A 24,369-nucleotide genomic window follows, 5' to 3' on the forward strand; every position below is an offset into this window, starting at 1 on the left:
ACGGGCGATGCATGCTCTTAAGCAGCGATCAACTGAGTCGATCAAACGGAACTTTTTCGCCTATTAGCACTCTATGAATGCGAGTGCTAATATCAGGACTCAAACGGATTGGGATGCTCGTCAACGAGCGACGCCAACGAGGAGAACACGCGCATGACACACCTTTCAGAACGCGCACAGGCGCTCACATTAGCCGTACCGGGTAACGACCTGGACGCCTACATGCGAGCCGTTAACGCCGTGCCGGTACTCAGCGCAGAGGAAGAACAACGCCTTGGCGAACGACTGTATTACGATCAGGACCTGGATGCGGCACGCAGCCTGGTCCTGTCTCACTTGCGCTTTGTCGCCCACATCGCCCGCAGCTACACCGGTTACGGCCTGCCACTGGGCGACCTGGTGCAGGAAGGCAACGTGGGCCTGATGAAGGCCGTAAAGCGCTTTGACCCCACTAAAGGGGTCCGTCTGGTGAGCTTTGCGGTGCACTGGATCAAGGCCGAAATCCACGAATACGTGATCAAGAACTGGCGCATCGTGAAAGTGGCCACCACCAAGGCCCAGCGCAAGCTGTTCTTCAACCTGCGTGGCCAGAAAAAACGGCTGGGCCGCCTGACCATGGAAGAGGCCCAGCGGGTCGCCGACGATTTGGGCGTTACCGCCACGCAGGTCAAGGAAATGGAAGGCCGTCTGGGCGCCTACGACGCCAGCTTCGATGGCCCCACCAACGATGACGACGACAGCACCGTGGTGTCACCCGCCGCCTATCTACACAGCGACAATAGTGACCCGGCCGATCTGCTTGCGGAACAGGACAAGCAGCAGCGCGAAAGTCGCCAGCTGAGCTCAGCCCTGATGGCACTGGACGAACGCAGCCGCGACATTCTGGAACGCCGCTGGCTGGCGGACCAGAAATCCACCCTGCAGGAACTGGCCGACGAGTACGGCGTGTCTGCCGAACGGATTCGCCAGCTGGAAAACAACGCCATCAAGAAGCTGCGTAACGCCATCGCAGCGTAAAAGAGACGCTGCATGCTTCACGCAACAAGCAACACGCTAAAAGCCCCTTTCGAGGGGCTTTTTTCAGGCCCCAGCGCTTTCCTGTAGCTCCCTGTAGGAACGAGCGTAGCGAAGTAACGCACGTATTGCAGTGCGGCCCGAAGGGGGGAGTGAAGCGAATAACACCTCTTGAGGTGCGAACCGAGTGCAACGAGGCGACAACAGTCCAAGCTTATCGCAATCGTTCTTGTATAAATCTGTCGAGCCCTGTTATTCCTGATCGCCCTGCGGTCGATTCCCACGCTGACGCGCGGTTCGCACCTCAAGAGGTACTCCTACAGCGGCCTTGAATATCCCGACGGCGACGGAATTCCGGTACACTACGCAACCCGAGGCGGCACCCTTCTACGACCGCCACTGCGGAGCAATGAATGAAAACCCTGCTTGTACTCGGCGCCCTCAACAGCGCCCTTGCCGTCATGCTCGGCGCTTTCGGTGCCCATGGACTGAAAGCCCGCGTGGACGAATCCCTGCTCGCCACCTGGGCCACCGCCAGCGAATACCATTTCTTTCATGCGCTGGCGCTGCTGCTGGTGGGTTTACTGGCGAAAACGTTCGGCGCCTCCAGCATGGTCACTGCCGGGTGGGTATTGTTTGCCGGTATGCTGGTATTCAGTGGTAGCCTGTACGTACTGGTGTTAAGCGGGCAGAAATGGCTTGGCGCCATTACCCCGCTAGGCGGCACCGCCCTGATCATCGGCTGGCTGATGCTGGCCTGGTCCCTTTTCAAACACGCTTGATAAAGATCATGAAGCTCATTGTGAATGGCGATACGCTCTCCCTGGATGGCAACACCATTGCCGACCTGGTGGCCCAGCTGGAACTGACTGGCCGTCGACTGGCGGTGGAAGTGAACCGGGACATCATCCCGAAAAGCCAACATGCCGACTTCACCCTGAACGAAGGTGACGTGCTGGAAATCGTGCATGCCATCGGCGGCGGCTGACCCGCACCACCCGAATTGCCCTGACAGCAAACTACTCACCGAATTATCGAGGCCAGAATGTCCGATCTGCTTACCATTGCCGGAAACACCTACTCCTCCCGCCTGCTGATCGGTACCGGCAAATACAAGGATTTTGACGAGACCCGCGACGCCATCGAAACCAGCGGCGCAGAAATCGTCACCGTCGCCATTCGCCGTACCAACATTGGCCAGAACGCGGACGAGCCCAACCTGCTGCATTTCGTCAGCCCGGACAAATACACCATCCTTCCCAACACCGCCGGCTGTTTTACCGCCGAAGATGCGGTGCGGTGCTGCAAGCTGGCGCGGGAACTGCTGGATGGCCACGACCTGGTGAAACTGGAAGTGCTCGGCGACCAGAAAACCCTGTACCCGAACATTACCCACACCCTGCACGCCGCCCGCGAATTGATCGACGACGGCTTCAAGGTAATGGTTTACACCAACGACGACCCCATCGTGGCAAAAGAACTGGAAGACATGGGCTGCGTAGCGGTGATGCCATTGGGTTCCCTGATCGGTTCCGGGCTGGGTATTCTCAACCCGCACAACATCAAGCTGATCATGGAAGAAGCAAAGGTCCCCATCATCGTGGACGCCGGCGTGGGCACCGCCTCCGATGCGGCGCTGGCCATGGAAATGGGCTGTGACGGCGTGCTTCTCAATTCAGCCGTGGCCCATGCCCAAAAGCCGGTATTGATGGCCTCCGCCATGAAGAAAGCCATCGAAGCCGGCCGCGAAGCCTTCCTGGCCGGGCGCATGCCGCGCAAGGCCTACGCCTCGGCTTCTTCGCCGCTGGATGGCCTGAGCCGCTAATAAAAGGCCAAACGCCGGATGCCAGACGATCGATGTTAAACGCGCCTGCACGGCAGGCAAAAAAACGGCGCCACTCTGGGGGGAGTTGGCGCCAAGGGGAAGTGTTGAACCGTTGATGCTCGTGCACTTCAGGCAGAGTTGTATTGAATCTCTGTGTTCACTTTACCCATCCCTGATCAAGGTGGCGTGAAGAGGGCACATTCACCGCCACCCGGTCCTTTTTGTTATAATCCACTGCTACAGCGTCACCCTTTCATCCGCCTCTTTCACTACGGTAGTCCGGCCCCATGCTCGATTTCATCAACCACGATAAAGATCCGGAAACCGGCAAGGTCATGCGCAAGGTGCGCAGCTTTGTCCTGCGCGAGGGCCGCCTGACCGCCGGGCAGCGCAATGCTCTGGACACCCTGTGGCCCCGCTTCGGGCTGGAGCGGGATCAGGGCACGCTGGATCCCGAACATGTTTTCGGCCGTGATGCTCCCCGGGTGCTCGAGATCGGTTACGGCATGGGCCAGTCGCTGGCACAAATGGCCGCCGCCGACCCGGACAAGGACTTTATCGGTATCGAAGTGCACCGTCCCGGCGTAGGTGCCCTGCTCATGGAAATCGAGCAGCAGGGCCTGAATAACCTGCGCAGCTACTGTGACGATGCGGTAGAGATTCTTGAACTGTGTATTCCCGACAACAGCCTGGCACGGGTGCAACTCTACTTCCCCGACCCCTGGCACAAGAAGAAGCACCACAAGCGCCGTATCGTCCAGCCCGCCTGGGTGGCACTGGTGCAGCGCAAATTACAGCCAGGCGGCATCCTGCATATGGCCACGGACTGGGAAAATTATTCCGAACACATGATGGAAGTGATGAACACGGCCGAGGGCTTCAACAATATGGCGGGGCCTGGCGGGTTCTCGCCGCGCCCGAGCTGGCGCCCGGAAACCAAGTTTGAGCGCCGCGGGGAAAAACTTGGCCACGGGGTCTGGGACTTGTTGTTCGAGAAAAGCGCTTAACAGGAAAGAATTCGTTCTACAAACGGGCAAAAAAAACCGCAGCGTGGGCTGCGGTTTTTCTTTGCTCGATCTCAGCGGAAGTAGCCTTCCACCCCCAAGCTTAAGCTGTTGTATTCCAGCTCTTCACCCATTTCATCTTCAAAACTGTAGAAGGTGTAACCGGCGAAAATACCGCCTTTGCCCTGATTGAAGAGAAATTTACCACGCAGGCCATAGAAAAAATCCCGACCATCGCTGCTGCCTTTAGACGTTCCGAGGGCAGTGGTAGTAGTGGATTCGCCATCCCAGTTCTGCAAACCCAATGTCCCCCCCAAATAAACGGTGTCCGCAAGTGGGAACATGATATCAGCAGCCAGGTACAGACCATCGGCATCCACCTCATATTCGCCTATCTTCATTCCACCAGTGAACACCTCTCCGGATTGCTCCCCGAATTGGCGATACCCAACCCGAATAGAAGACGCGCCACTAAAAGCATACCCCAGGTACAGGTCTGGGCCGGTACTGGCACCATCATCTTCTACGTTGAAGCCGCTACCCAGTACATCTTCCAGCTCATCAGCAAAATTGCCGGTATCCCGCGCAAAGCCTCCACCCACAAGAAAGCCTCCTTTCAGGCTATCTTCGGCAGCCCAGGAATTTCCGGTGGCCAAGGTTACCAGCAACATCACTAGCGTTTTTTTCATGATTCCCCCCTTATTTTGGCAAAGGCGGCAAGACTAATAGCTAAACGGCAGATGGAAAATCTTTTTCTTATCGTTGCGATATTGCTTACACGCTTTTGAGAGATGTCGCACTGGCAACCCCCATCGCCCCCATCGTGCCCAGCACCAGCAACGCCCAGTCGTTCCCCAGCATGGCCACCGCCGCACTGATACCGCCAACCGCCAGCAACAGAACGCCAATCACGGTATTGCTCACCGCAGTGTAATCGGTGCGCTTGGTGCCGCCCGCCATGTCCACCATGTAGGTCTTGCGGCCGATACGCACGCCGGCATGGGCAATAGCCAGGATGAAAAAAGCCACCGGGTACAACCAGTGCATCCCCTCTGCCTGCACACCGGACACCGACACCGCGCCCGCCACCACACACACCAACGCCGCCAGCGCGCCACCGCGAACCATCACGGTGCGGCTGGAGCTGTCCGCCATATAGCCCCACACCGTGGCACTCACCGCACTGGCCAGGCTCGACGCCAACACGAAACTCCCCAGCAGCAACGCCAGGCTGGACTGCTCTTTCGCCAGCAACACTAGAAACGGCGACGCCAATGACGACGCCATCAGCAAGGCACGGGTGATTACGAAACGCCGAAAAGGCGCATCGTCCTTCAACAGGGACAAGCTATTCCAGGCCTCGCGAAGGGCGTTGCTACCGCCCTCGCTGGCACCGGGATATTCATCCACGGACAGAAACACCAGCGCGGCCACCAACCAGGCCGCACCGGCACCGGCCAGCAGTGCACTGTAGAACAGGACGGAAGGGTCGCTGTCGCCACGGAAGATCAGCAGCGTCAGCCCGAAGGTCAGCGCTCCGGACAGCGTGGCCGACAGTCCGGTGAGCCGGCCACGGCGGGATTTGGGAATGCACTTGCCCTGCACATCCTTCATGGACACGGAACAGAAGCCCCGGCTGATGCTAAAGAGCACCAGCAGGCCGACAATCCCCCACCCCGCGGCCAGGCCATCCAGCAACCAGACCACCAGCGCCATGCCCAGCACGGACAATCCCTGCAGCGCCGCTCCCAGCACCCAGAAACCCTTGCGTACGGGATAGCGCCGCACCAGCGCCCCGATCATCAATTGAGGGATCAGCGAGCCGGACTCGCGAATCGGCACCAGCAAGCCGGCCAGAGAGCCCGGCGCGCCCACCGCACTGATCAGCCAGGCCAGCACGGTTTTCGGGTTGATCAACAGGTCGCCAACCTTGGTCAGGGTATTGGCGGCGATAATGCGAAAGAAGTTGCCCGGCACCTCCCGGCAAGCGTCCTCACTAATGTCCGTACAGGTGCGCGCATCTTCATCGTTGGCCACTTTTTCATACAACGCGTCCACTACCGATTCTTTCTTCATACCCTTCCTGATAATCGCTAGACGCCGAATGCCGGATGCCTGACGAAAAACACGCGGCCTGAAATGCTGCCGCTATTCCGAGACGCTTTCCCCGTTTTGCGGCGCGCAGGGGTTTTGTGTGAAAGCATCCGGCATACTGGATGCACAGAACCGCGAAAATACCGTGCCCGATTCGGCAGGATACCATGGCAACGGCCGGGCTTTGATTGCGCCCCCACCGGGCGGGCTTTAGACTTTGCGACATCTCTTGCTAGCGAGTCATCATGTCGCAACAGAATCCCGACGTCTTGCCCCATGCCGCCGCCGGCTCCGTAGGGCTGATCGAGCCACAGGTTCACCACTTCGACACCCCGTTGGAGCTGGAATGTGGCCGCACGCTGCCGACCTATGATCTGGTTTATGAAACCTACGGCACCCTGAACAGCGACGCGTCCAACGCGGTGCTGATCTGCCATGCCCTGTCCGGCCACCATCACGCCGCTGGCTATCACCGGCCGGACGACAAACGCCCGGGCTGGTGGGATACCTGTATCGGCCCCGGCAAGGTCATCGACACGGACCGTTTCTTCGTAGTGAGCCTGAACAACCTGGGCGGCTGCCACGGCTCCACAGGCCCGGCATCCATCAATCCGGAGACCGGCCAACCCTGGGGCCCGGATTTTCCCATGATGACGGTGAAGGACTGGGTGAACAGCCAGGCACGGCTGGCCGATGTGCTCGGCATTCCGCACTGGGCGACGGTCATCGGCGGCAGCATGGGGGGCATGCAGGCCCTGCAGTGGTCCATCGATTACCCGGAACGCCTCAGCCATGCAGTGGTCATCGCCGCCGCACCGAAATTGTCTGCCCAGAACATCGCCTTCAATGAAGTGGCGCGACAGTCGATTCTGACCGACCCGAACTTCCACGGCGGGCGTTATTACCTGCACGATACCTACCCACGCCAGGGGCTAATTCTGGCGCGCATGGTCGGCCACATCACCTACCTGAGCGACGACGCCATGCGCATGAAGTTCGGCCGCGACCTGCGCGCCGGGCGTTTCCATTTCGGCTTCGATGTGGAGTTTCAGGTGGAATCCTACCTGCGCCATCAGGGCGAGGTGTTTTCGCGCAACTTCGACGCCAACACCTACCTGCTGATGACCAAGGCGCTGGACTATTTCGACCCGGCCCGGGAGTTTGACCATTCACTGGAGCAGGCCCTGGCCAAACCCAGCTGCAACTTCCTGGTCATGTCGTTCACCTCGGACTGGCGCTTCGCGCCGGAACGCAGCCGGGAAATCGTCAACGGCCTGGTCCACGCCGGCCGCAATGTGAGTTACGCGGAAATCGACACGCCCAAGGGCCACGACGCCTTCCTGCTGGACATTCCCGAGTACACCAAGCTGTTCGGCGCCTACATGCACAGGGTCGCCAACGAGGTGGAAAACAGCGCCAACGAGACTGAAAACAGGGCAACAAACGTGGAGGCCAGCACCGATGCGTGATGACCTGCAGCTAATCAGCGACTGGATTCCCCACAACGCAACCCTGCTGGATCTGGGTTGCGGCGACGGCACCCTGCTGGCCCACCTGAAAACGCACAAGCAAACCGCCGGCTATGGCCTGGAAATCAACCAGGACAACCTGGCCGCCTGTTTTGAAAAGGGCGTGAATGTGCTGGAGCAGGATCTGGACGGCGGGCTGGGCAATTTCCAGGATCACCGCTTTGATTACGTGGTGATGACCCAGGCCCTGCAAGCGGTGCTGCGCCCGGACCAGATCCTCAACGAAATGGTCCGCGTCGGTCGCGAAGCGATTATCACTTTCCCCAACTTCGGCCACTGGAAAGTCCGCGCCTACCTGGGCCTGAAAGGGCGCATGCCGGTGTCGTCCGCGCTGCCCTACGAGTGGTACAACACCCCGAACATTCACCTGTGCACCGTGCAGGATTTTGAAACCCACTGCCGAAAGCACGGCATTCGTATCCTCGAACGCCAGGTGATTAACCGTAATCACCGCACCAGCGTGCTCAGCAAATGGTGGCCAAATCTGTTCGGGGAAATCGCTATTTATCGGGTGAAAAGCTAAGCAGCTACGAGCTACGAGCTACGAGCTACGAAGTTAGGCAGTGCAGAACTCGTAGTCCAGGTTCCCACTCTTTTATCTTTTTCTCGTGGCTCGCGGCTAGATACTCGCAGCTAACCACATCTGGAGTTCCCCATGGAAAAACTCGTTCTCGCCTCCGGCAACGCCAAGAAACTCGCCGAAATGCAGCACCTGCTGGCCCCGCTCAACATTGAAGTGGTCGCCCAGAGTGAGTTCGATGTGCCGGAAGCCGAAGAAACCGGCAGCACCTTTGTGGAAAACGCCATCATCAAGGCCCGCAATGCCTGCAAGCACACCGGCCTGCCCGCCATCGCCGACGATTCCGGGCTAGAGGTCGCCGCGCTGAACGGCAGCCCCGGCATCTTCTCCGCCCGCTTTTCCGGGGTCGGTGCCACCGACGCCAAAAACAACGCCCTGCTGGTAGAGATGCTCACCGAGATTCCGGAAGAGGCTCGCCAGGCCCGCTACGTAGCATTGATTGTATTGATGCACCACGAAGACGACGCCACCCCACTAATCTGCCAGGGCAGCTGGAACGGACGCATCGTACTGGAACCCCAGGGCGAGCAAGGTTTTGGCTACGACCCCCATTTCTTTGTGGAAGAAAAAGGCTGCACCGCCGCGCAGCTGCCCGCAGAGGAAAAAAATGCCATCAGCCACCGGGGCAAGGCCATGGCTCTCCTGATCGAAGCATTGAAAGCCTGACGACCGCGCAGGGAGTGAGCGCCTTCACCGCGCCTTCGCTCCCCTCTGATAAAATCAGGGTTTACCGTCAGCAAGGAGCTAGCTCGGTGCCAACCCCACGCCGCCCTACCCCGCAACATTACCTCTGCCTTGCCCTGCTACTGCCTGCCGCCCTGAGTGAGGCCAACCCGCTACACGGCAGCCTGCAGACGCAATGGCACAGCCGCTATGTGAGCGAAGGCCGCGACAATCTCGATGGCCACAGCCTGCATAGCCTGGGCGGCGACCTGACAAAAGACCACGGGGCCCTGGGAGTCTGGCAAGCCTGGGGCGCTGGCAGCAGCGACTACCGGGAGAACAACCTGTTCGCGGAATACGCGCCGGGCATCGGCCGCTGGGAACCGTACCTCAACGTGACCTACCTGCAATTCCACGCGGACGACCCGGCACTGGACACCCCTGATGACGTGGAAGCCGGCTTCGGTATCGCCACCCATCTGCAGCCCTGGCTGGCCCTGCGCGCAGACGGCACCTGGAGCAAGCAGGCCGACGGCGCTTTCTATGCGCTATCACTGGTAGGGGAACAGCAGCTCTGGGCAACCGGCATCGCGCAACTGCGGCTGACGCAAGCCTATGATCAGGGTTACGCCAGCGAGGACTATGACGGCCCCAATCACCGCGAAGTGGGTGTGATGCTGACCTGGCACTGCCACCGGTCGGTCAACCTGTGGGCCGGCTGGCAGCACAGCTGGGCAGGAGAAGATGTGCGCCGCGACGGCGGTGGTGACCTCAGCTGGGGACAGGTCGGGGTGATGGGTTACTTCTGAGCCCGCGCCAGCCACCGGTCCAGCGCATTGGCAAACCGCCCCTTGTCCTGACTGGAGAAGCTGGCCGGGCCGCCGGTCTGCATCCCCGCCGAACGCATTTCTTCCATGAAATCACGCATATTCAGGCGTTCGCGCACGGTATCCTTGTCCAGCCAGTGACCACGAGGCGTCACCGCCTCGGCGCCCTTTTCCACCACTTCAGCGGCCAACGGTATGTCTTGGGTCACCACCAGATCGCCGGCCTCACAGCGCTGCACGATTTCATTATCCGCCACGTCAAAGCCCTGCCCCACCTGAATGGAACGGATCAACGGCGTACGTGGTACGGCGATATGCTGATTCGCCACCAGCGTGCAGGGAACCTGCGCCCGCTGTGCAGCACGGAATAACACTTCTTTCACCGGACGCGGGCACGCATCCGCATCAACCCAGATATGCATAAATGGCAGTTAATAATGAGCAATTAATAGTGAACAACTAAAGAAAAACCCCTAGTCACCCGACTCTGTTACCATACTCCAACCCGGCACTGTTTTTTATCTGTCGCTATTAATTATTCACTATTCATTATTCATTGCCCTTCCATGCCCCTGACCAACCCGCCGCTCTCGCTGTACATCCACACCCCCTGGTGCGTGCGTAAATGCCCCTATTGCGATTTCAACTCCCATGAGCGGGGCGAGATTCCGGAAGCCGCCTACCTGCAGGCCCTGCTTACCGATCTGGAACAGGATTTACCGCTGATCGGTGACCGTCCGGTGGAAACGGTGTTTATCGGCGGCGGCACCCCCAGCCTGATGTCCGCCGACTTTTACCGGCAACTCTTTCAGGGCATTCGCCAGCGGCTGACCCTGCAGGCAGACGCCGAGATCACCCTGGAAGCCAACCCCGGCACCCTGGAAACCGGCCGCTTCGAAGGCTTTCGCGACGCGGGCATCAACCGCCTGTCTATCGGAGTCCAGAGTTTCAATAACGCGCATCTGCAAGCGCTGGGGCGCATCCACGATGCCAGCGCCGCCATCGACGCCGCCCACCAGGCGCGGGCCGCCGGCTTCGACAATTTCAATCTGGATATCATGCATGCGCTACCCGGGCAGAGCCACGCCCAGGCCCTGGACGATCTGCAGCAGGCCATTGCCCTGCAACCCACGCACCTGAGCTGGTACGAGCTGACCATCGAGCCTAATACCGTTTTCTACCGCGCGCCGCCGGTCCAGCCAGACAGCGACGCCATGGCCGACACCGAACAGGCCGGCTTCGCCCTGCTCGCTCAGCACGGCTACCAACGCTACGAAATTTCCGCCTTCGCGCAATCTGGACGCCGCTGCCGGCATAATCTCAATTACTGGCAATTCGGGGACTATCTCGGAATTGGCGCCGGCGCCCACGGCAAGATCACCCAGGCCTCGCAGGGTCACGTGCACCGGTACCAGAAAACCCGAAAACCCGAGGACTACCTGGCCGACGCCGCCCATGCCCGCCGTCAGCACCAGCCCATTGCCCGCGAAGATCGCCTGTTCGAGGCCCTGTTAAACGGCTTGCGTCTGGTGGACGGCATCACCTGGCAAACGCTGGCGCAAGCCACCGGAGAGCCGGTCGCACAATGGCAAAACGCACTGACCCCGTTGGAGCAGCAGGGGTTGCTCGCCATCACAGACCAGCGGCTGGCCTGTACCGATAATGGTTTGCGCCACCTGAACGGATTGCTGGAAAAACTGGCGGCGGCGCTTTTGTAAACGGCACGCCCGTCTACACGCTGACAAAAGCGCTTGAACCCTATTGCAAGGCTATTCACACTGAATGGCGGGATCACAAAAGATTATGACTATGACAAAAACACGCAGCGGGCGCGAACAGGCGCTAGCAGAAAGAGAACAGCTCTTTATTGAGGCAACCCGACAGCAGCTTTGCGATGAAGGCTTGCTGGGCGTGCAGATGGCGGCCATTGCCCGCAGCTGCAATTTTGCCACTGGTACGCTCTATCACCACTTCGCGTCCAAGGAAGACCTGCTTATCGCGGTCTGCACCGAGCTGACCACCACACGGCGGGAATACTTCGAGAAAGTCGCCCATTCCGACCTGTCCAGTCGCGACAAGATGCTGGGGTTTTCCCTGGCCTACTCACTGTTTGCCCAGCACTACCCTGAACACTTCCGGCTCGAACAGTACATCATGACAGAAGTCGTCTGGCTGGCGTCGTCACCCAGCCGTCGGGAGCAGTTCCTGACCGCCACCCAGCCCATTGGCAGGATGGTAGAACAGGTCGTTCGCGATGCCATTGGCAATAACGAACTGGAAGACCATGGTCAGGACCCGCTGACATTCAGCATCGGCCAGTGGTCCATGGCCATGGGCATGCATACGCTGATCCATGCCGACGGCATCCTGGATATGTACGACCTGAAAGACCCTCACAGGTTGCTACTGCGCAACGTACAGCTGCAGCTCAATGCCATGCAGTGGCAACCGCTTGACGACAGCCCCTTTGATGACGGCGCACTGAGCAGCAAAGTCACCAGCCTCTGCGATTACCTGTTCGCGGATCTGTGCAAGGAAAAAGGCAGTTGCCTCAAGCTTGGCAGCGCCTGACCCCGGCTCGACCGTTTACTCGCCCACAAAAAAGCCCCGCAAGTGCGGGGCTTTTTTGTGGTGAACAATGGCCGGCGGTTATTCCGCGCTGGCCACCGCTTCCTGTTCTGCGCTTTTCTGCATCTCTTTTTCCGCCTTCAGGCTCTCATGCTGAGCCGGCGTACAACCGAGACAACGAACGAAGGTATTCTTGCCCGGGTTCATCACCAGCACTTCGCCGGCTTCTCCCGGATTGCCCCCCAGCAGACTGAACGGCAGCGTAACCACATACAGGCCAGCCCCCACCACCGTGGAAACCAGCAGCAATGGGCGCGCAAAAACCGCGTCGCCGATCATTGCCATTTCCCCCGGCCGATCCAGCTTTGATTCAGCCGCCTGTGCCGTGACGGGCGCCATGGCAGCAAACAGCATGGTGGAGGCGAGTACGGATGCCACTACCGGGCGCTTTGCTCGCTTCATGGTGAGTCCCTCTTGTATTTTTATAGTTAAAGTATCGCTGACATTGTTTCAGCTAAGTCGTTAATATTCCGACAATTGCATCACAATCTACACCTTTGTTCTTAGGCCAGCAATAGGTCAGGCGCTCAATCATTGATCAGCACCGACGCGAGGCGATCCCCCCACCCTTCCCCCCGTCACCGCTGGCATTGCGGGCAATAGGCCGTACTGCGCTGGCCATGCCGATCCGCCTTCAGGATGGCTTCGCATTGCAGGCAGGGCTGGCCAGCGCGGCCATACACATTCAGTGACTGGGCAAAATACCCGGGCTGACCATCGGCGCGGGTGAAATCCTTCAGAGTCGTCCCGCCCGCTTCAATCGCCCGGGCCAGCACCACCTTGATGGCCTCCGCCAGCGCCTGATAGCGCGCCAGGGAAATACGCCCGGCCGCCCGTGATGGATGGATACCCGCCATGAACAGGCTTTCCTGGGCGTAAATATTGCCCACCCCCACCACCGTGGCGTTATCCATGATGAAGCTCTTCACTGCCACCTTGCGCCCCCGGGAGCGGGCAAACATCCCCTCACCGTTGAACGCCTCACTGAGCGGCTCCGGCCCCAGCGACTGCAACAAGCTGTGTGGCTCTTCGCCGGCCTGGAACAGCACCGTGCCGAACCGGCGCGGATCGTTGAAGCGCAGTGCCTTGCCGCTATCGAGCAGCAGGTCCACATGGTCGTGTTTGCGCAATGGCAAGGTCGCATCCACCACCCGCAGGGTGCCGGACATGCCCAGATGAATCAGCACCTGCCCGTGCTCCAGCTCAATCAACAGGTACTTGGCCCGCCGGCGCAGGGCCACAACGGGGCAATCACGCAATGCATAAAGGGCCTCACTGACCGGCCAGCGCAGGCGCGGCTCACGCACCGTGACCGACGTCAAAATACGTCCCTGCACATGTGGACGAACGCCGCGCAGGGTGGTTTCCACTTCAGGTAATTCAGGCATAAAAAAGGCAATAAATAGTTAATAATGAATAGCGAAAACCAACACAACATCCAAAAGCATGCATGTCTTAGGCTACACTGCTTCCGCAACTCGTTTTTCAATTATTCATTATTAATTTACTCTCATGTCTCTCACTTACTGGCTCGGCGTCGATACCGGCGGTACTTTTACTGATTTTGTTCTACTGGGCGACGGTGAACCGCGCATCCACAAAGTGCTGTCCACACCCTCATCCCCGGAACGCGCCATCCTGCAGGGCATCAGGGACCTGGGCCTGAGTGATGCCATGGCCAGCGGGCAGTTGGCGATTGTGCACGGCACCACCGTAGCCACCAACGCGGCCCTGGAAGGCAAGGGCGCCCGCACCCTGCTGATTACCAATGAAGGGCTGGAGGATATCCTCCGCATTGGCCGCCAGAACCGCCCGGAACTCTACAATCTGACGCCCCCCAGCAACGCCTCTGCGGTCAGCCTGCTGCCCGCGCTCGGCTGCCCGGCACGGCTGGATGCCGCCGGCCACCCCGTGACCCCGCTCACCGACGGCCACATTGCCACCCTGTTGAGCGCCGTCCGCGAGCTGGACCCGGAATCCATCGCCCTGTGCCTGCTGTTCAGCTACCTGAACCCGGAACACGAACAACGGCTCAATGACGCCTTGTGTGATGCCGGCTTTGCGGTGAGCCCATCGCACCAGATACTGCCCACCCGGGGCGAATACGAACGGGGCATGGCCACCTGGCTGAATGCCTGGCTGGCCCCCCGCGTCGCCGACTACCTGCAACGCCTGCAACAGGCCACGGCCCCCGCGCCACTGGCTATCATGCAATCCCACGGTGGCACCATTGCCTCACAGCAGGCGGCCGATCTGGCCGTCAACCTGCTGCTGTCCGGCCCTGCCGGTGGGCTCGCCGCTGCCCAGCGGCTAGGGCAGCAGCTGCAGCAACCGCAGCTGATGACCTTCGACATGGGCGGCACCTCCACCGATGTGGCCTTGCTTGATGGCGATATCCGCCTGACCCAGCAGGGCCACATTGGCCCCTATCCGGTAGCCGTTCCCATGGTAGATATGCACACCATCGGCGCCGGCGGCGGCTCGCTGGCCTATGTGGATGACGCGGGCCTGCTGCACGTGGGGCCGCAATCCGCTGGTGCCGACCCCGGCCCCGCCTGCTACGGCAAAGGCGGGCAACAGGTCACCGTCACCGATGCCAATGTGGTGCTGGGCCGGCTGCAGCCGGACTTTGCCCTCGGCGGCTCACTGGCGCTGGATGTGCCCGCCGCGGAACAGGCCATGGACAGGCTCGCCCAGGCCCTGGGCCTGACTCGCCAGCAAGCCGCCGACGGGGTGCTGGCGCTGGCCAACGAACACATGACCCAGGCGCTGCGGGTGATCTCCATCCAGAAAGGCTTCGACCCCGCGGACTTCGCACTGATGAGCTTCGGTGGCGCCGGCGGCCTGCATGTCTGCGCGCTGGCCGACAACCTGGGCATGACCCAGGCCATTGTTCCGCAACGGGCAGGCGTCCTGTCTGCCGAAGGGCTGGTCTACGCCCCGCGCAAACGGGAAATGCTGCAGGCACTGCCAGAACAGGTAGACGAGCCCCTGTTGCACGAACGCATTGCGCAACTGCAACAGCAGGGCCAGGCAGAGCTCATTGCCGAAGGCGTCAGCGCAGACCGGATTCGCCACCGGGTGTTTGTGGACATGTGCTACCGGGGGCAATCTTCCGTCCTGCAGATTAACTGGGAGCCCACGCTGGCCGACCGGGAAACCGGCTTCCACACCGCCCACCAGCAACGCTTCGGTCACCAGCTGGGGCTCCCCGTTGAGCAGGTCAACCTGCGCGTCCAGAGCCAGGCCCAAAACAACCCGCCTGCCCAGCCAGATCGCCATACCCGGTCAGCGTCAGCAGAACGCCTTATCACCTTGCCCGGCATAGACACCCCAGTGGCCGTGTATAACCGCGAATCACTGGGCGCCGGGCAGCGTATCGCCGGTCCTGCCCTGATCTACGAAGCCGTGGGCACCACCTGGCTGGCCGCAAACTGGCATGCCTCCGTCGATTCCCAGGGGCACCTGTTGCTGCAACGGAAGGCATAACAGCAGTGCCCATTCGTCAGTCAGCAAGCACCTTTGGGACCCTGATTGGCCGTAAAGTCCGAATTTGACCCGTTTAGTGTCTTATGTCCGTCATCCCGGGTAGGGCACAATAGCGGCTCCGTCTTTTTACTGTGCGACATCTATGCTGAATTATCTGAGTGAGGGCCTGCTGGCTCCGAGTCTCGGTGCCCTGGTGCTGATCACCCTGGCCATGACCCACGTGACCATTGTCAGCGTCACCGTTTACCTGCACCGCTATTCCGCGCATCGGGCGCTGGACATGCACCCGGTGCTCAAGCATTTCTTCCGTTTCTGGCTGTGGCTCACCACCGCCCAGAACACCCTGGAGTGGACCGCCATCCACCGCAAACACCACGCCAAGTGCGAGACCGAAGAGGACCCGCACAGCCCGGTGGTGAAAGGCATTCGCAAGGTACTGAGCGAAGGGGCCGAACTGTACCGCGAAGAAGCGGAAAACGAAGAGACCCTGAAGAAGTATGGCGCTGGCTGCCCGAACGACTGGGTGGAACGTAACGTCTATTCCCGTTTCCCCATGGGCGGCATTGCCCTGATGGCGGTCATCGACCTGCTGCTGTTTGGCGCCGCCGGCATTACCGTGTGGGCCGTTCAGATGATCTGGATCCCGCTGTTCGCCGCCGGCGTCATCAACGGCCTGGGCCACTACTGGGGTTACCGCAACTTCGAGTGCGCCGATGCGTCGCGCAATATCTCCCCCTGGGGCATCCTGATTGGCGGCGAAGAGCTGCACAACAATCACCACACCTACCCCAACTCCGCCAAGCTATCCGTACGCCGCTTTGAATTCGATGCCGGCTGGGCCTGGATTCGCCTGTTCGAGATTTTGAGACTGGCCAAGGTGAAGAAAGTCGCCCCGAAACCGGCCCTGGAAAAAAGCGCCCGCGGGATCGACCTGGACGCGCTTCGCGGCGTCATGCAACACCGCTTTCAGGTCATGCGCCATTACCGCAAGACCGTGATTACGCCGGTCTTCAAACAGGAACAGGCCCGCGCCTGTGACGCCACCCGCGACCTGTACGGCCGCGCCAAGGCGTTGCTGCACCGGGACCTCACCCTGATCAAGCCCAATCAGGAACTGCGCCTGAAAAGCCTGACCGAGAACAACGAAACCCTGGAAGCGATTTACCAGTTCCGTCTGCGCCTGCAGGATATCTGGACGCAGACCAGCCGCAGCTCATCGGAAATGGTGGACGCATTGGAGAAGTGGTGCTACGACGCCCGCGAATCCGGCATCCACGCGCTACAGGAATTCGCCGACCGGTTACCTCATTACCGGCACGCTACTGCCTGAAACGAAAACGGCCGCTAATGCGGCCGTTTTTCATTCATCTCTTTCCAAGCATTTTCCCCGTTTTTTTGGTTCATCGCGGAATGGAGTGATGAGTCGATTTCAGGCGTTACCTCTTTATCCAACCTCGACAATCGCTGGGCGCCAGATGCCCGACGACGGACGCTTGCATTTCAAACCATGGCCGCTATGCGATCTTCGCAAAACGAATGTCTCAATGATTCCCTGAATAATGGCCCTGGAGCCCTCAAAAGAAATACCGCAATAGCGACAGCCACTCAGGCTATGGGGGTCTACGTCAGGCATCCGGCGTCGAGCGTTTGGCAACAAAGTGCGGAGGGATTCGCTATAAGCTAACCAAACGGCAAGAAGCGTGTTATTCACTCTAATCCGTGATGAACCTTTCTTGGTCGGCCAGCATTGAATACCGGTTTACATGCTCAGCCCTGTGCAGACGCAACAGTGATGTTCTCAATCACCTGAATGGCATCCTGATTTGCCGCTGAGACATTCACCGAAATTCCTCCCAAGCCCACACCCAACGTGCGCAGAAGAGGATTGATCAAAGCATCGCCCAGACTGACGACCACATCCGAAAGCAGATCCTCAATCAAATCGATCACGGGATTCAGCACCTGACCAAGTGATATCCCTCCCAGCGTCCCCTCCAGCAAACTTGCGTTAACCGTGAGCCCAAGATTAAGACCGGCCAAGCCACTTCCCAGATCCTCATAGCCCACCTCAGCACAGCCAGCCACCGGGTCACAATAAAGATCATAGCGAGGATCCAGAACCACCGTTTCCTCTGCTCCCGGTACGGTGCCATCCAGTTCGGCATCAAGATGCAATAGTGGATCAATCGACAACAAACCGAACAAGAGGCTGAGTCGACCCACATCCGCATCCAGAGGCGAAGATTGCAATTCGCCATCACTATCCAGGCTTCCTGTCACGATTCGGGCCACTTCCCGTTCCAGCTCGACAGTAAATTCCACGGTATTGGAAGAACCTGCCGCACAATCAGCTGCGACCAGGTACCCACGACCGCCACCGGCGTTCACTGCCAGGGGAATTTCCAGATCGGCCAGAGAAAACGTCACAAGCCCCAATATATTGATCGGCAGAATCTCGGCTCTTGCTCGTAACTGCAAAGTCACATCCGGTGCGTAAAACTGTGTCCTCCAGTTACCGTCAGCATCCTGCCTCGCCGGCCCGATAGCCACGGTGGGAGGTTCCCCCACGTGTAGCCCCAGATCCACCGTTTCAATATCCGCAATCAGGGGGATATTGAGGTCATTGATATTCAATGGCAGATCCAGCACGCCTCCCTGACCAGCCTGTTGCTGCTCAGCCAGATTCAGCACCAGGCTGATCACCAGATCATAGACCGGAAACTCACTGTCTTCCGGTACTGAGGTCGCCTCAACCACCTCAATGACATCACTGACCTTGATGGTTTCAATACCTTGCGAGGTAGCAATATCATCCAGCAAAGAAGCAACCGGTGCGGCAACGCCACCCACATCAGCAATAGCCGATGCCAATTGATCGGCATCCAGCCCCAGCAGCTCCGTCAGATCATCCACCGCCAACGTGGACAATAAATCTCCCAGCTGCACGGTGGCGTTTTCCAGGCTATCCAGGCTGGTTGGATCCAGAGAAAAGCCCGGCTGATTCAAGACCACACCCAACAGTGAGCCCAACAGTGAGCCATCGCCACCGACCCCGACAGTACCTCCGGCAGCGCTAACCGTCGCTGTCACTTCTTTGCGGCTGGCAGCATTGACCGTAATATCCAGGGTGCCGAATACCGATTCAGGCAACAATATGGAAATGGGCTCGCTACGGGTATAAGACACCAGCACAGCGTTACTTTCCTCGATAAAGTTCACCGCCTGAAACGTCAGGATATTGTCTTCATCACTCCTATCGATCAAACCTGTCTGTATCAACAGGCTGTCATCCGTACCGGTATACCCCTGGGCCCGTGCGGCAGCCAACGCACGCTGCCTGACGGTAGCCGTGGCAGGCGCCTGGCCGCCACAACTTTGCGTAGCCGATGCCCCCGCCTGCGCCGCCACATTCACCTGCGCCTGCATTTCGCCGCGCAGCATATACAGGCGCGCGCCATCCAGTGCCATCACCGACAGGATGACGACAATCAACAACAGCAGCGGTGTAATCACCGTCAGGGCGCCCTGCTGGCGCCGGCGATTACTCGTCGCGGGTCTGTTCACCGAAGGTGTCCGGTATGGCCGTGCGGAATGAATCCGCCAGGCGACGCTGGGTATCCACATAGATAGGCGCCGAGAGCTCACTTTTTGCGGCCGGACGAGAGTCCCGCTGCTGGTTCAGCAACCAGTCGGTCACTGTTTCCGGCACATTGTTTACCACTTGATCGGATACACCGAAGCTATAATTCTGCTCGGGCTCGGCCGCCACGGCCAGGCCCGGCAGAAGAAGCACAAGAAGCCATTTATTCATGGTGCGACCCTCCCGAACTGTTGACTGAGTTTCTCCGCATAGGCCATTTCGTCCTCGGAAAAACCGTATTGAGACTGCAATTCCTGGATGCCTTTTTCGTTATTACTCATCAGGTAGGCCACTGCCAGATTCTGGCGAACCGGCCCCTGGCCATTCGCCAGCTCCAAGGCCGTGCGCAATTCAAATGCCGCATCGTCATAACGGCCAACCAGCAACAACGCATAACCGTAATCGTTGCGCACCTGGGATGTGGCTGGTGCCATATCACGGGCTTTTTCCAGATGTGAAATTGCCGACATGACCTCATGGCGCTTCAGCAACACCATGCCCAGACCATGTTCACTGCGGCCATCACCACAACGGTTGGCCATGGCCCGATACACCTCTTCCGATTCTTCCAGTTTGCCGGACGCCGCCAGTAACTGCCCGTAACGCAACCAGTGATCGATGGCGTTCATCGGATCATTCTCCAGCTGCGCCAACGCCGCATAGTTGCGCCCTTTGGCCATCAGGGTATCGACCATTTCCAGGTCCACCCTTTGCTCTGGCTGCAGCGCATCCTTGCAGACAATGCCAGACACATCCACGGTACCGCTCGCCTGTGCAGGCGCGCTTTGGTGGGCGCAGCCCGCCAGCACTGTCAGCAGCGCCCCAGCACACAGACCTCCCCAATTACTGCCACGCATGTCCCTGCTCCCTTTCATCGTGTCAACGCCTCGGCAATGGACACCACCGCCGGGCCACCAATCAGAATAAATAACGCCGGCAGCATGAAAGCCATCATGATCACCGTCATTTTTGCCCCGATCCGGTTGGTTTCTTCCCGGATCCGGTTGCGCTCCACGTTCTGTGCTTCGTCGATAATCTGGTCCAGGCTGTGCGATACACCGGCCCCTAACTGGCTGCTCTGTTTCATCAGCACCACATAACTGCGCAGCACCGGAATCCGTTTATTTTCACCCAGCTCATCCAGCGCCTGGGTGCGTTCCGCACCGGATTTCATTAACCGGTTAAACCGGTCAATACGGGCAATCAGGATTGGCAGCAACGGCCTGCCCTGCACACCAATAATGCGCAGCACGCGCTCCAGTGACAGCCCCGCCTCCATCAGCATGCGCGTCATGTGACACAGCTCCACTGCTTCCAGGTTCTGGCGCATTTCCGCCTGCGCCCCCATGCCACGAATGGTTCTGCGCGGCAGAATAAATCCTGCCGCCGACATCAACAGCCCGCCCAGCGCGCCGAAAAACAGAAACCCGATGGCCGCCACCAACACCGGCAACAACCAACACGACAATAAATAAATCACCTGGGACTGTTCACGGGTTTTGCCCATGCCTTTCAGCGCAAGGCGAATATCTTCGTAATCACTGGCCGCCAGGGAAGACTCTGTCAACGCCCCGGAAATACGCCACAGCCAGAAACCGCCACTGTCATTTTCCGCACGGACACCCGCAGTGTCGTGCAACCGGGCATGAACTCGTGCCCGCATTTCCCATTCCCGCGCCTTGAACAACAGCAGCCACAGCGCCACCAGCACAAGGACGACGGACAGCGCCAGAAACAGATCACTCACGCCCCACCCCCTGCACCATGCGCCAGATAATCACCACACCGATGCCCTGCAGCACACCGGCGATAATCAGCATGGTGTGCCCGGTGTCCGTGCGCAAAAGCACATCGGCATATTTTTCATTAATCAGCATCATGTACACCGCCATACCCAAGGGCAGCAGCGTAAAGGCTCCTGCGGTAAAACGGGTTTCTGCGGTGGACGCAAGAAACTCACGGCGCAGTTCCTGTTGCGAACGCAGGGAATTGGCCACTTGCTGCAGAACCGGCCGAATGGATGAGCCGAAGCGGGCGGAGGTGCGCAAGGCAATGGATACCAGCACCAGTGACGGCACCCGATAAAGCCGCGCAAAATCATCAAACAAGCCGGTGTAGTCACGCCCGGATTCCACCGCACTGCGCAGCCGGAATGTCAGCGGTTGAAACACCGGCGGCGCATCCTGAAACGACTCCAGCAACGACGCTTCCAGAGAGCGGCCCGCCCCCATGTAACGCAGGGTCGAATCCATGATGCCCGGCAGGGATTCAAAAATGGCACGGCGCTGTTGCTGAAACCGGAAACGCCAGTACAGCCACAGGCTCGCCATAATGAACAGGGCGACCACGGCGGCCGCAATAAAACCGGACGACGCCAGCACCAGCGCCAGCATGACAAAGATGACAATGCCCATCAGCGTCAACTGGGTACGCGACAAACGAATATCTGCGCGCAGCAACAGACGCTCCAGCGGCCCGCTGACCACCCGTGTCTGCCCCAGCTCCTGACCCAGCTCGGTGCGTTGCTGTAACCGCTGGCGCACCCGGTCGCTGACCAGGCTGCGCTGCCGGTAACGGAACCAGACCAGCTGCAACAACACCGTCAGCACGGCAATGATGCCGAGCACCTGTGCCATGCCGAGCAGTTCAACCGCGCTCATCATTGCTCCGGTACAGGTAATCCATGTGATAAAGGTCATCGCTGGTGGGCGTTAACGCCACCACTTCACTCACCCGGCGACGGCCATCCGGCGTTCGCTCAAGCTGAATAATAATATCCAGGGCAGAACCGATCAGCCGGCCAATAGCCGTTTCACTGGCGTCATAGCCACTCACCGCCAGCAATGTCTCAATACGCACCAGCGCATCGCGGGAACTGTTGGCGTGGATGGTGCTCATGGAGCCTTCGTGGCCGGTGTTCATGGCCTGCAGCAATTCAATGACTTCATTGGAACGCACCTCACCCAGAATCACCCGGTCCGGGCGCATCCGCAGGGCGTTAATCACCAGCTCACGGGCACTGATGCGCCCCTTTCCCTCGGTGTTTGCCGGGCGCGTTTCCAACCGCACCACATGGGGGTGGTTCAGTACCAGCTCCGCCGAATCCTCAATGGTGAGGATGCGTTCCGGGCGGGGAATGTACTGGCTGATCAGGTTCAGCATGGTGGTCTTACCGGTACCGGTACCGCCACTGACAATAATATTGCGGCGCGACTCCACCGCCTTGATCATGATGTCCAGGCAGGCCTCGGTCAGCGAACCTGAATCGATCAGTTCCTGGGCGCTCAGATGGTTGCGCGTGAACTTACGAATACTGATGCTGGGACCATCCAGCGCCAGCGGCGGGATAATGGCGTTCACCCGGGAGCCATCCGGCAGGCGGGCATCCACCATGGGGCTGGATTCGTCCAGCCGCCGCCCCAGCGGCGCCAGCATGCGACGAATCACTCTCACCACGTGGTCGTCATCGATAAAACGCACCGACGCCTTTTGCAGCACCCCGGACACTTCAATAAACACACTGTCAGGGCCGTTCACCAGGATGTCATTGATCTGTTCATCCGCCAGCAAGGGCTCCAACGGGCCAAAGCCGGTGACTTCATCCAGCGCATCGCGGGCAAGCTGATTGAGATCCTGGGTGGAAAGAGGGACCCGGTTCAGGGCGATATACTGACCCACGGTGGTACGGACAAAATCCGACAGCTGGTCGCTGCCGGCATTGCCGACCTCGATCCCTTCTTCATCCAGGCGCTCTACGACCCACCGATGGGTGCGATCCTTGAGCTGCTGGTATTCCGCATCGATCCGTCCGGCCACAACTGCTCCTGCTATCCGTTGCGTTGACTGTTATTCGGGCCAGGCGCCACGCTCATTGCGCAGGCCAGCTACCCATTACTGCGCACGCGCTGCCACCAGCTCGAACTGGTGACATCGTCCTGCTGCATTTCCAGCTTGCCGACCAGCGCCTGCAAGGTGCGACTGTAACGGCACCGCGGCGACTGCTCATGGATCGGCAGCCCACTGTTCATGGCCAACAGCCGGTACCGCCAATCCATCGGCAGGCCACCAAGCAGCGGCACCCCGGCCGTGTCTGCCAGTTCGTCCAATCCCGGCGGTACATGGCTGTCCACACCATCGACGACCAGACTCACCTGGCTCTCGCGGCCCAGATGGGAGCGCCAGTCGTTACCCAGGCTGCGCACCGCATGGGCCTGATCCACCAAAGGATGCATGGCCACCAACAGGTGCCGGGCATGGATACCCAGCGCACGCACCCAGTGGCGACTTTCCAGCGTTCCCACATTGATCACGATGCGATCGAACATCTGCATCAGGTGATTCAGGGCAATGAACAGGTCCGCACTGCGATCGCCCTGCAGGTTGCCGCTGTCCACGCCACCAGCAAGCAACCGTAACCCAGGACGGTATTCTTCCAGCGCCGTGCCGATCAGGGTTTCATCCAGGGTTTCAGGGCTGGCCAGCAGGTTTTCCAGGTTGTACTCGTTATGTACATCCAGATAGAAAATCCCCCGCTCACCCGGCTGGGTATCAATGGCCAGGCAGCGCTCTCCGGGAAACAGCCGGTTCAGCGCCAGCGCCACATTCTGCGTCAGGAAGCGGGTATCCACCGTGGCACTCGCCGAGGCCACCAGCGTGAGATTATTGGTGCCGGAACGTACCTCGTCACCGTAATGGCCCACCCGCAATAACTGGTGGCGGCGCAAGCGCTCACGGACATCACCGGCATCGGTACCGGCAACGAAACAATCCCGGGCACCGGCGCGCATGGCCTGCAACAGCAGTTCCTGATTGGCCCGGGCGCATACGGTAATCACAGTGACCCAGGGGCGGGCGCTGGTCAGCGCGGTGATAATGGCCAAAGACTGGTCCATATCCGCTTCAGAAATTTCCACCATCACCACATGGGCGGTGGTGGCCTCCAGTAGACGCAGCACCCGGGTCAGGTCGGAACGGCTGACCTGTTCCAGCCGAAAAGGTTCTTCGACAACCCGCTCCAGCCAGGCCTCGATGCCATCGTCATCAACAACCGAAAGAACAATGTCGTGGTCACTCATA

At 59.6% G+C, this 24,369-nt stretch carries 25 protein-coding genes; 13 read left to right on the top strand and 12 right to left on the bottom strand.

What is annotated here, in order from left to right; all coding sequences use genetic code 11:
* Window positions 1–153: 153 nt before the first annotated feature.
* The 5 genes from rpoH (at window position 154) to trmB (ending at window position 3,846) form a co-directional block, all read left to right on the top strand.
* On the top strand, window positions 154–1,017 hold the full coding sequence (gene rpoH, locus F1529_RS16730) for an RNA polymerase sigma factor RpoH (RefSeq protein ID WP_007149640.1): 864 nt from the start codon (window positions 154–156) through the stop codon (window positions 1,015–1,017).
* A gap of 410 nt (window positions 1,018–1,427) precedes the next feature.
* Window positions 1,428–1,796: a DUF423 domain-containing protein gene (locus tag F1529_RS16735; RefSeq protein WP_007151521.1), complete on the top strand. Its 369-nt coding sequence runs from the start codon at window positions 1,428–1,430 to the stop codon at window positions 1,794–1,796.
* Window positions 1,797–1,804: 8 nt separating this feature from the next.
* Window positions 1,805–2,002, top strand: a complete 198-nt coding sequence (gene thiS / locus F1529_RS16740) for a sulfur carrier protein ThiS (protein WP_007148846.1) — start codon at window positions 1,805–1,807, stop codon at window positions 2,000–2,002.
* Between the two features lie 57 nt (window positions 2,003–2,059).
* Window positions 2,060–2,839, top strand: coding sequence for a thiazole synthase (locus F1529_RS16745; RefSeq protein ID WP_155136643.1), 780 nt, complete (start codon window positions 2,060–2,062; stop codon window positions 2,837–2,839).
* A gap of 287 nt (window positions 2,840–3,126) precedes the next feature.
* Entirely contained in the window at window positions 3,127–3,846 is a 720-nt protein-coding gene (gene trmB, locus F1529_RS16750) for a tRNA (guanosine(46)-N7)-methyltransferase TrmB (RefSeq protein ID WP_155136645.1), read from the top strand.
* 71 nt (window positions 3,847–3,917) lie between these two features.
* Here the strand turns inward: trmB and F1529_RS16755 are convergent, their stop codons facing one another.
* Window positions 3,918–4,532, bottom strand: coding sequence for an outer membrane beta-barrel protein (locus F1529_RS16755; protein WP_155136648.1), 615 nt, complete (start codon window positions 4,530–4,532; stop codon window positions 3,918–3,920).
* An 85-nt stretch (window positions 4,533–4,617) separates the two neighbouring features.
* A complete protein-coding gene (locus tag F1529_RS16760) occupies window positions 4,618–5,919 on the bottom strand; it encodes an MFS transporter (RefSeq protein ID WP_155136651.1) in 1,302 nt (433 codons plus the stop codon).
* 263 nt (window positions 5,920–6,182) lie between these two features.
* Between F1529_RS16760 and F1529_RS16765 the strand changes: the two genes are divergently transcribed.
* The 4 genes from F1529_RS16765 (at window position 6,183) to F1529_RS16780 (ending at window position 9,518) form a co-directional block, all read left to right on the top strand.
* On the top strand, window positions 6,183–7,406 hold the full coding sequence (locus F1529_RS16765) for a homoserine O-acetyltransferase (protein WP_155136654.1): 1,224 nt from the start codon (window positions 6,183–6,185) through the stop codon (window positions 7,404–7,406).
* Window positions 7,399–7,989: a methionine biosynthesis protein MetW gene (metW, locus tag F1529_RS16770; protein WP_155136657.1), complete on the top strand. Its 591-nt coding sequence runs from the start codon at window positions 7,399–7,401 to the stop codon at window positions 7,987–7,989. Before F1529_RS16765 ends, metW begins: the two co-directional genes overlap by 8 nt.
* Window positions 7,990–8,121: 132 nt before the next feature.
* The gene (rdgB, locus tag F1529_RS16775; protein ID WP_155136660.1) at window positions 8,122–8,712 is read left to right on the top strand and encodes an RdgB/HAM1 family non-canonical purine NTP pyrophosphatase; all 591 of its coding nucleotides are present in this window, start codon (window positions 8,122–8,124) and stop codon (window positions 8,710–8,712) included.
* An 86-nt stretch (window positions 8,713–8,798) separates the two neighbouring features.
* The gene (locus tag F1529_RS16780; protein WP_155136663.1) at window positions 8,799–9,518 is read left to right on the top strand and encodes a hypothetical protein; all 720 of its coding nucleotides are present in this window, start codon (window positions 8,799–8,801) and stop codon (window positions 9,516–9,518) included.
* Here the strand turns inward: F1529_RS16780 and F1529_RS16785 are convergent.
* Entirely contained in the window at window positions 9,509–9,958 is a 450-nt protein-coding gene (locus tag F1529_RS16785; protein WP_007149403.1) for a YaiI/YqxD family protein, read from the bottom strand. The genes F1529_RS16780 and F1529_RS16785 overlap by 10 nt on opposite strands.
* A 144-nt stretch (window positions 9,959–10,102) precedes the next feature.
* Here F1529_RS16785 and hemW point away from each other — a divergent pair, with 144 nt between their 5' ends.
* The gene (hemW, locus tag F1529_RS16790; RefSeq protein WP_155136666.1) at window positions 10,103–11,254 is read left to right on the top strand and encodes a radical SAM family heme chaperone HemW; all 1,152 of its coding nucleotides are present in this window, start codon (window positions 10,103–10,105) and stop codon (window positions 11,252–11,254) included.
* A gap of 91 nt (window positions 11,255–11,345) precedes the next feature.
* Complete coding sequence (locus F1529_RS16795) at window positions 11,346–12,107, top strand: TetR/AcrR family transcriptional regulator (RefSeq protein ID WP_230457825.1); 762 nt, start codon at window positions 11,346–11,348, stop codon at window positions 12,105–12,107.
* 78 nt (window positions 12,108–12,185) lie between these two features.
* On the opposite strand, the gene F1529_RS16800 is transcribed toward F1529_RS16795, so the two are convergent.
* Window positions 12,186–12,566, bottom strand: a complete 381-nt coding sequence (locus F1529_RS16800; RefSeq protein ID WP_007148517.1) for a hypothetical protein — start codon at window positions 12,564–12,566, stop codon at window positions 12,186–12,188.
* 176 nt (window positions 12,567–12,742) lie between these two features.
* Complete coding sequence (gene mutM / locus F1529_RS16805) at window positions 12,743–13,552, bottom strand: bifunctional DNA-formamidopyrimidine glycosylase/DNA-(apurinic or apyrimidinic site) lyase (RefSeq protein WP_155136669.1); 810 nt, start codon at window positions 13,550–13,552, stop codon at window positions 12,743–12,745.
* A 124-nt stretch (window positions 13,553–13,676) separates the two neighbouring features.
* Between mutM and F1529_RS16810 the strand changes: the two genes are divergently transcribed.
* Together F1529_RS16810 and F1529_RS16815 are read left to right on the top strand one after the other, a co-directional pair.
* A complete protein-coding gene (locus F1529_RS16810; protein WP_155136672.1) occupies window positions 13,677–15,653 on the top strand; it encodes a hydantoinase/oxoprolinase family protein in 1,977 nt (658 codons plus the stop codon).
* A 142-nt stretch (window positions 15,654–15,795) separates the two neighbouring features.
* Entirely contained in the window at window positions 15,796–16,983 is a 1,188-nt protein-coding gene (locus F1529_RS16815) for an acyl-CoA desaturase (protein WP_155136675.1), read from the top strand.
* A 437-nt stretch (window positions 16,984–17,420) separates the two neighbouring features.
* On the opposite strand, the gene F1529_RS16820 is transcribed toward F1529_RS16815, so the two are convergent.
* The 7 genes from F1529_RS16820 to F1529_RS16850 form a co-directional block, all read right to left on the bottom strand.
* Complete coding sequence (locus F1529_RS16820; RefSeq protein WP_155136678.1) at window positions 17,421–19,217, bottom strand: hypothetical protein; 1,797 nt, start codon at window positions 19,215–19,217, stop codon at window positions 17,421–17,423.
* Window positions 19,195–19,464, bottom strand: a complete 270-nt coding sequence (locus tag F1529_RS16825; protein WP_007149057.1) for a hypothetical protein — start codon at window positions 19,462–19,464, stop codon at window positions 19,195–19,197. The genes F1529_RS16820 and F1529_RS16825 overlap by 23 nt, the downstream gene beginning before the upstream one ends.
* Window positions 19,461–20,150 (bottom strand): tetratricopeptide repeat protein, encoded by a 690-nt coding sequence (locus F1529_RS16830; protein ID WP_039926501.1) that lies wholly within the window; start codon window positions 20,148–20,150, stop codon window positions 19,461–19,463. The genes F1529_RS16825 and F1529_RS16830 overlap by 4 nt, the downstream gene beginning before the upstream one ends.
* Before the next feature lie 14 nt (window positions 20,151–20,164).
* On the bottom strand, window positions 20,165–21,040 hold the full coding sequence (locus F1529_RS16835; protein ID WP_290519263.1) for a type II secretion system F family protein: 876 nt from the start codon (window positions 21,038–21,040) through the stop codon (window positions 20,165–20,167).
* Window positions 21,033–21,953 (bottom strand): type II secretion system F family protein, encoded by a 921-nt coding sequence (locus tag F1529_RS16840; protein ID WP_007151440.1) that lies wholly within the window; start codon window positions 21,951–21,953, stop codon window positions 21,033–21,035. The genes F1529_RS16835 and F1529_RS16840 overlap by 8 nt, the downstream gene beginning before the upstream one ends.
* Window positions 21,940–23,109 carry a CpaF family protein gene (locus F1529_RS16845; RefSeq protein WP_007151324.1) on the bottom strand — a complete coding sequence of 390 codons (1,170 nt, stop codon included), beginning with the start codon at window positions 23,107–23,109 and terminating at the stop codon, window positions 21,940–21,942. The genes F1529_RS16840 and F1529_RS16845 overlap by 14 nt, the downstream gene beginning before the upstream one ends.
* 68 nt (window positions 23,110–23,177) lie before the next feature.
* Window positions 23,178–24,368 (bottom strand): hypothetical protein, encoded by a 1,191-nt coding sequence (locus F1529_RS16850; RefSeq protein ID WP_007148821.1) that lies wholly within the window; start codon window positions 24,366–24,368, stop codon window positions 23,178–23,180.
* Window position 24,369 lies beyond the last annotated feature (1 nt).

Origin of the sequence: Alcanivorax sp. VBW004, from assembly GCF_009718865.1 — a bacterium.
GTDB lineage: Bacteria > Pseudomonadota > Gammaproteobacteria > Pseudomonadales > Alcanivoracaceae > Alcanivorax.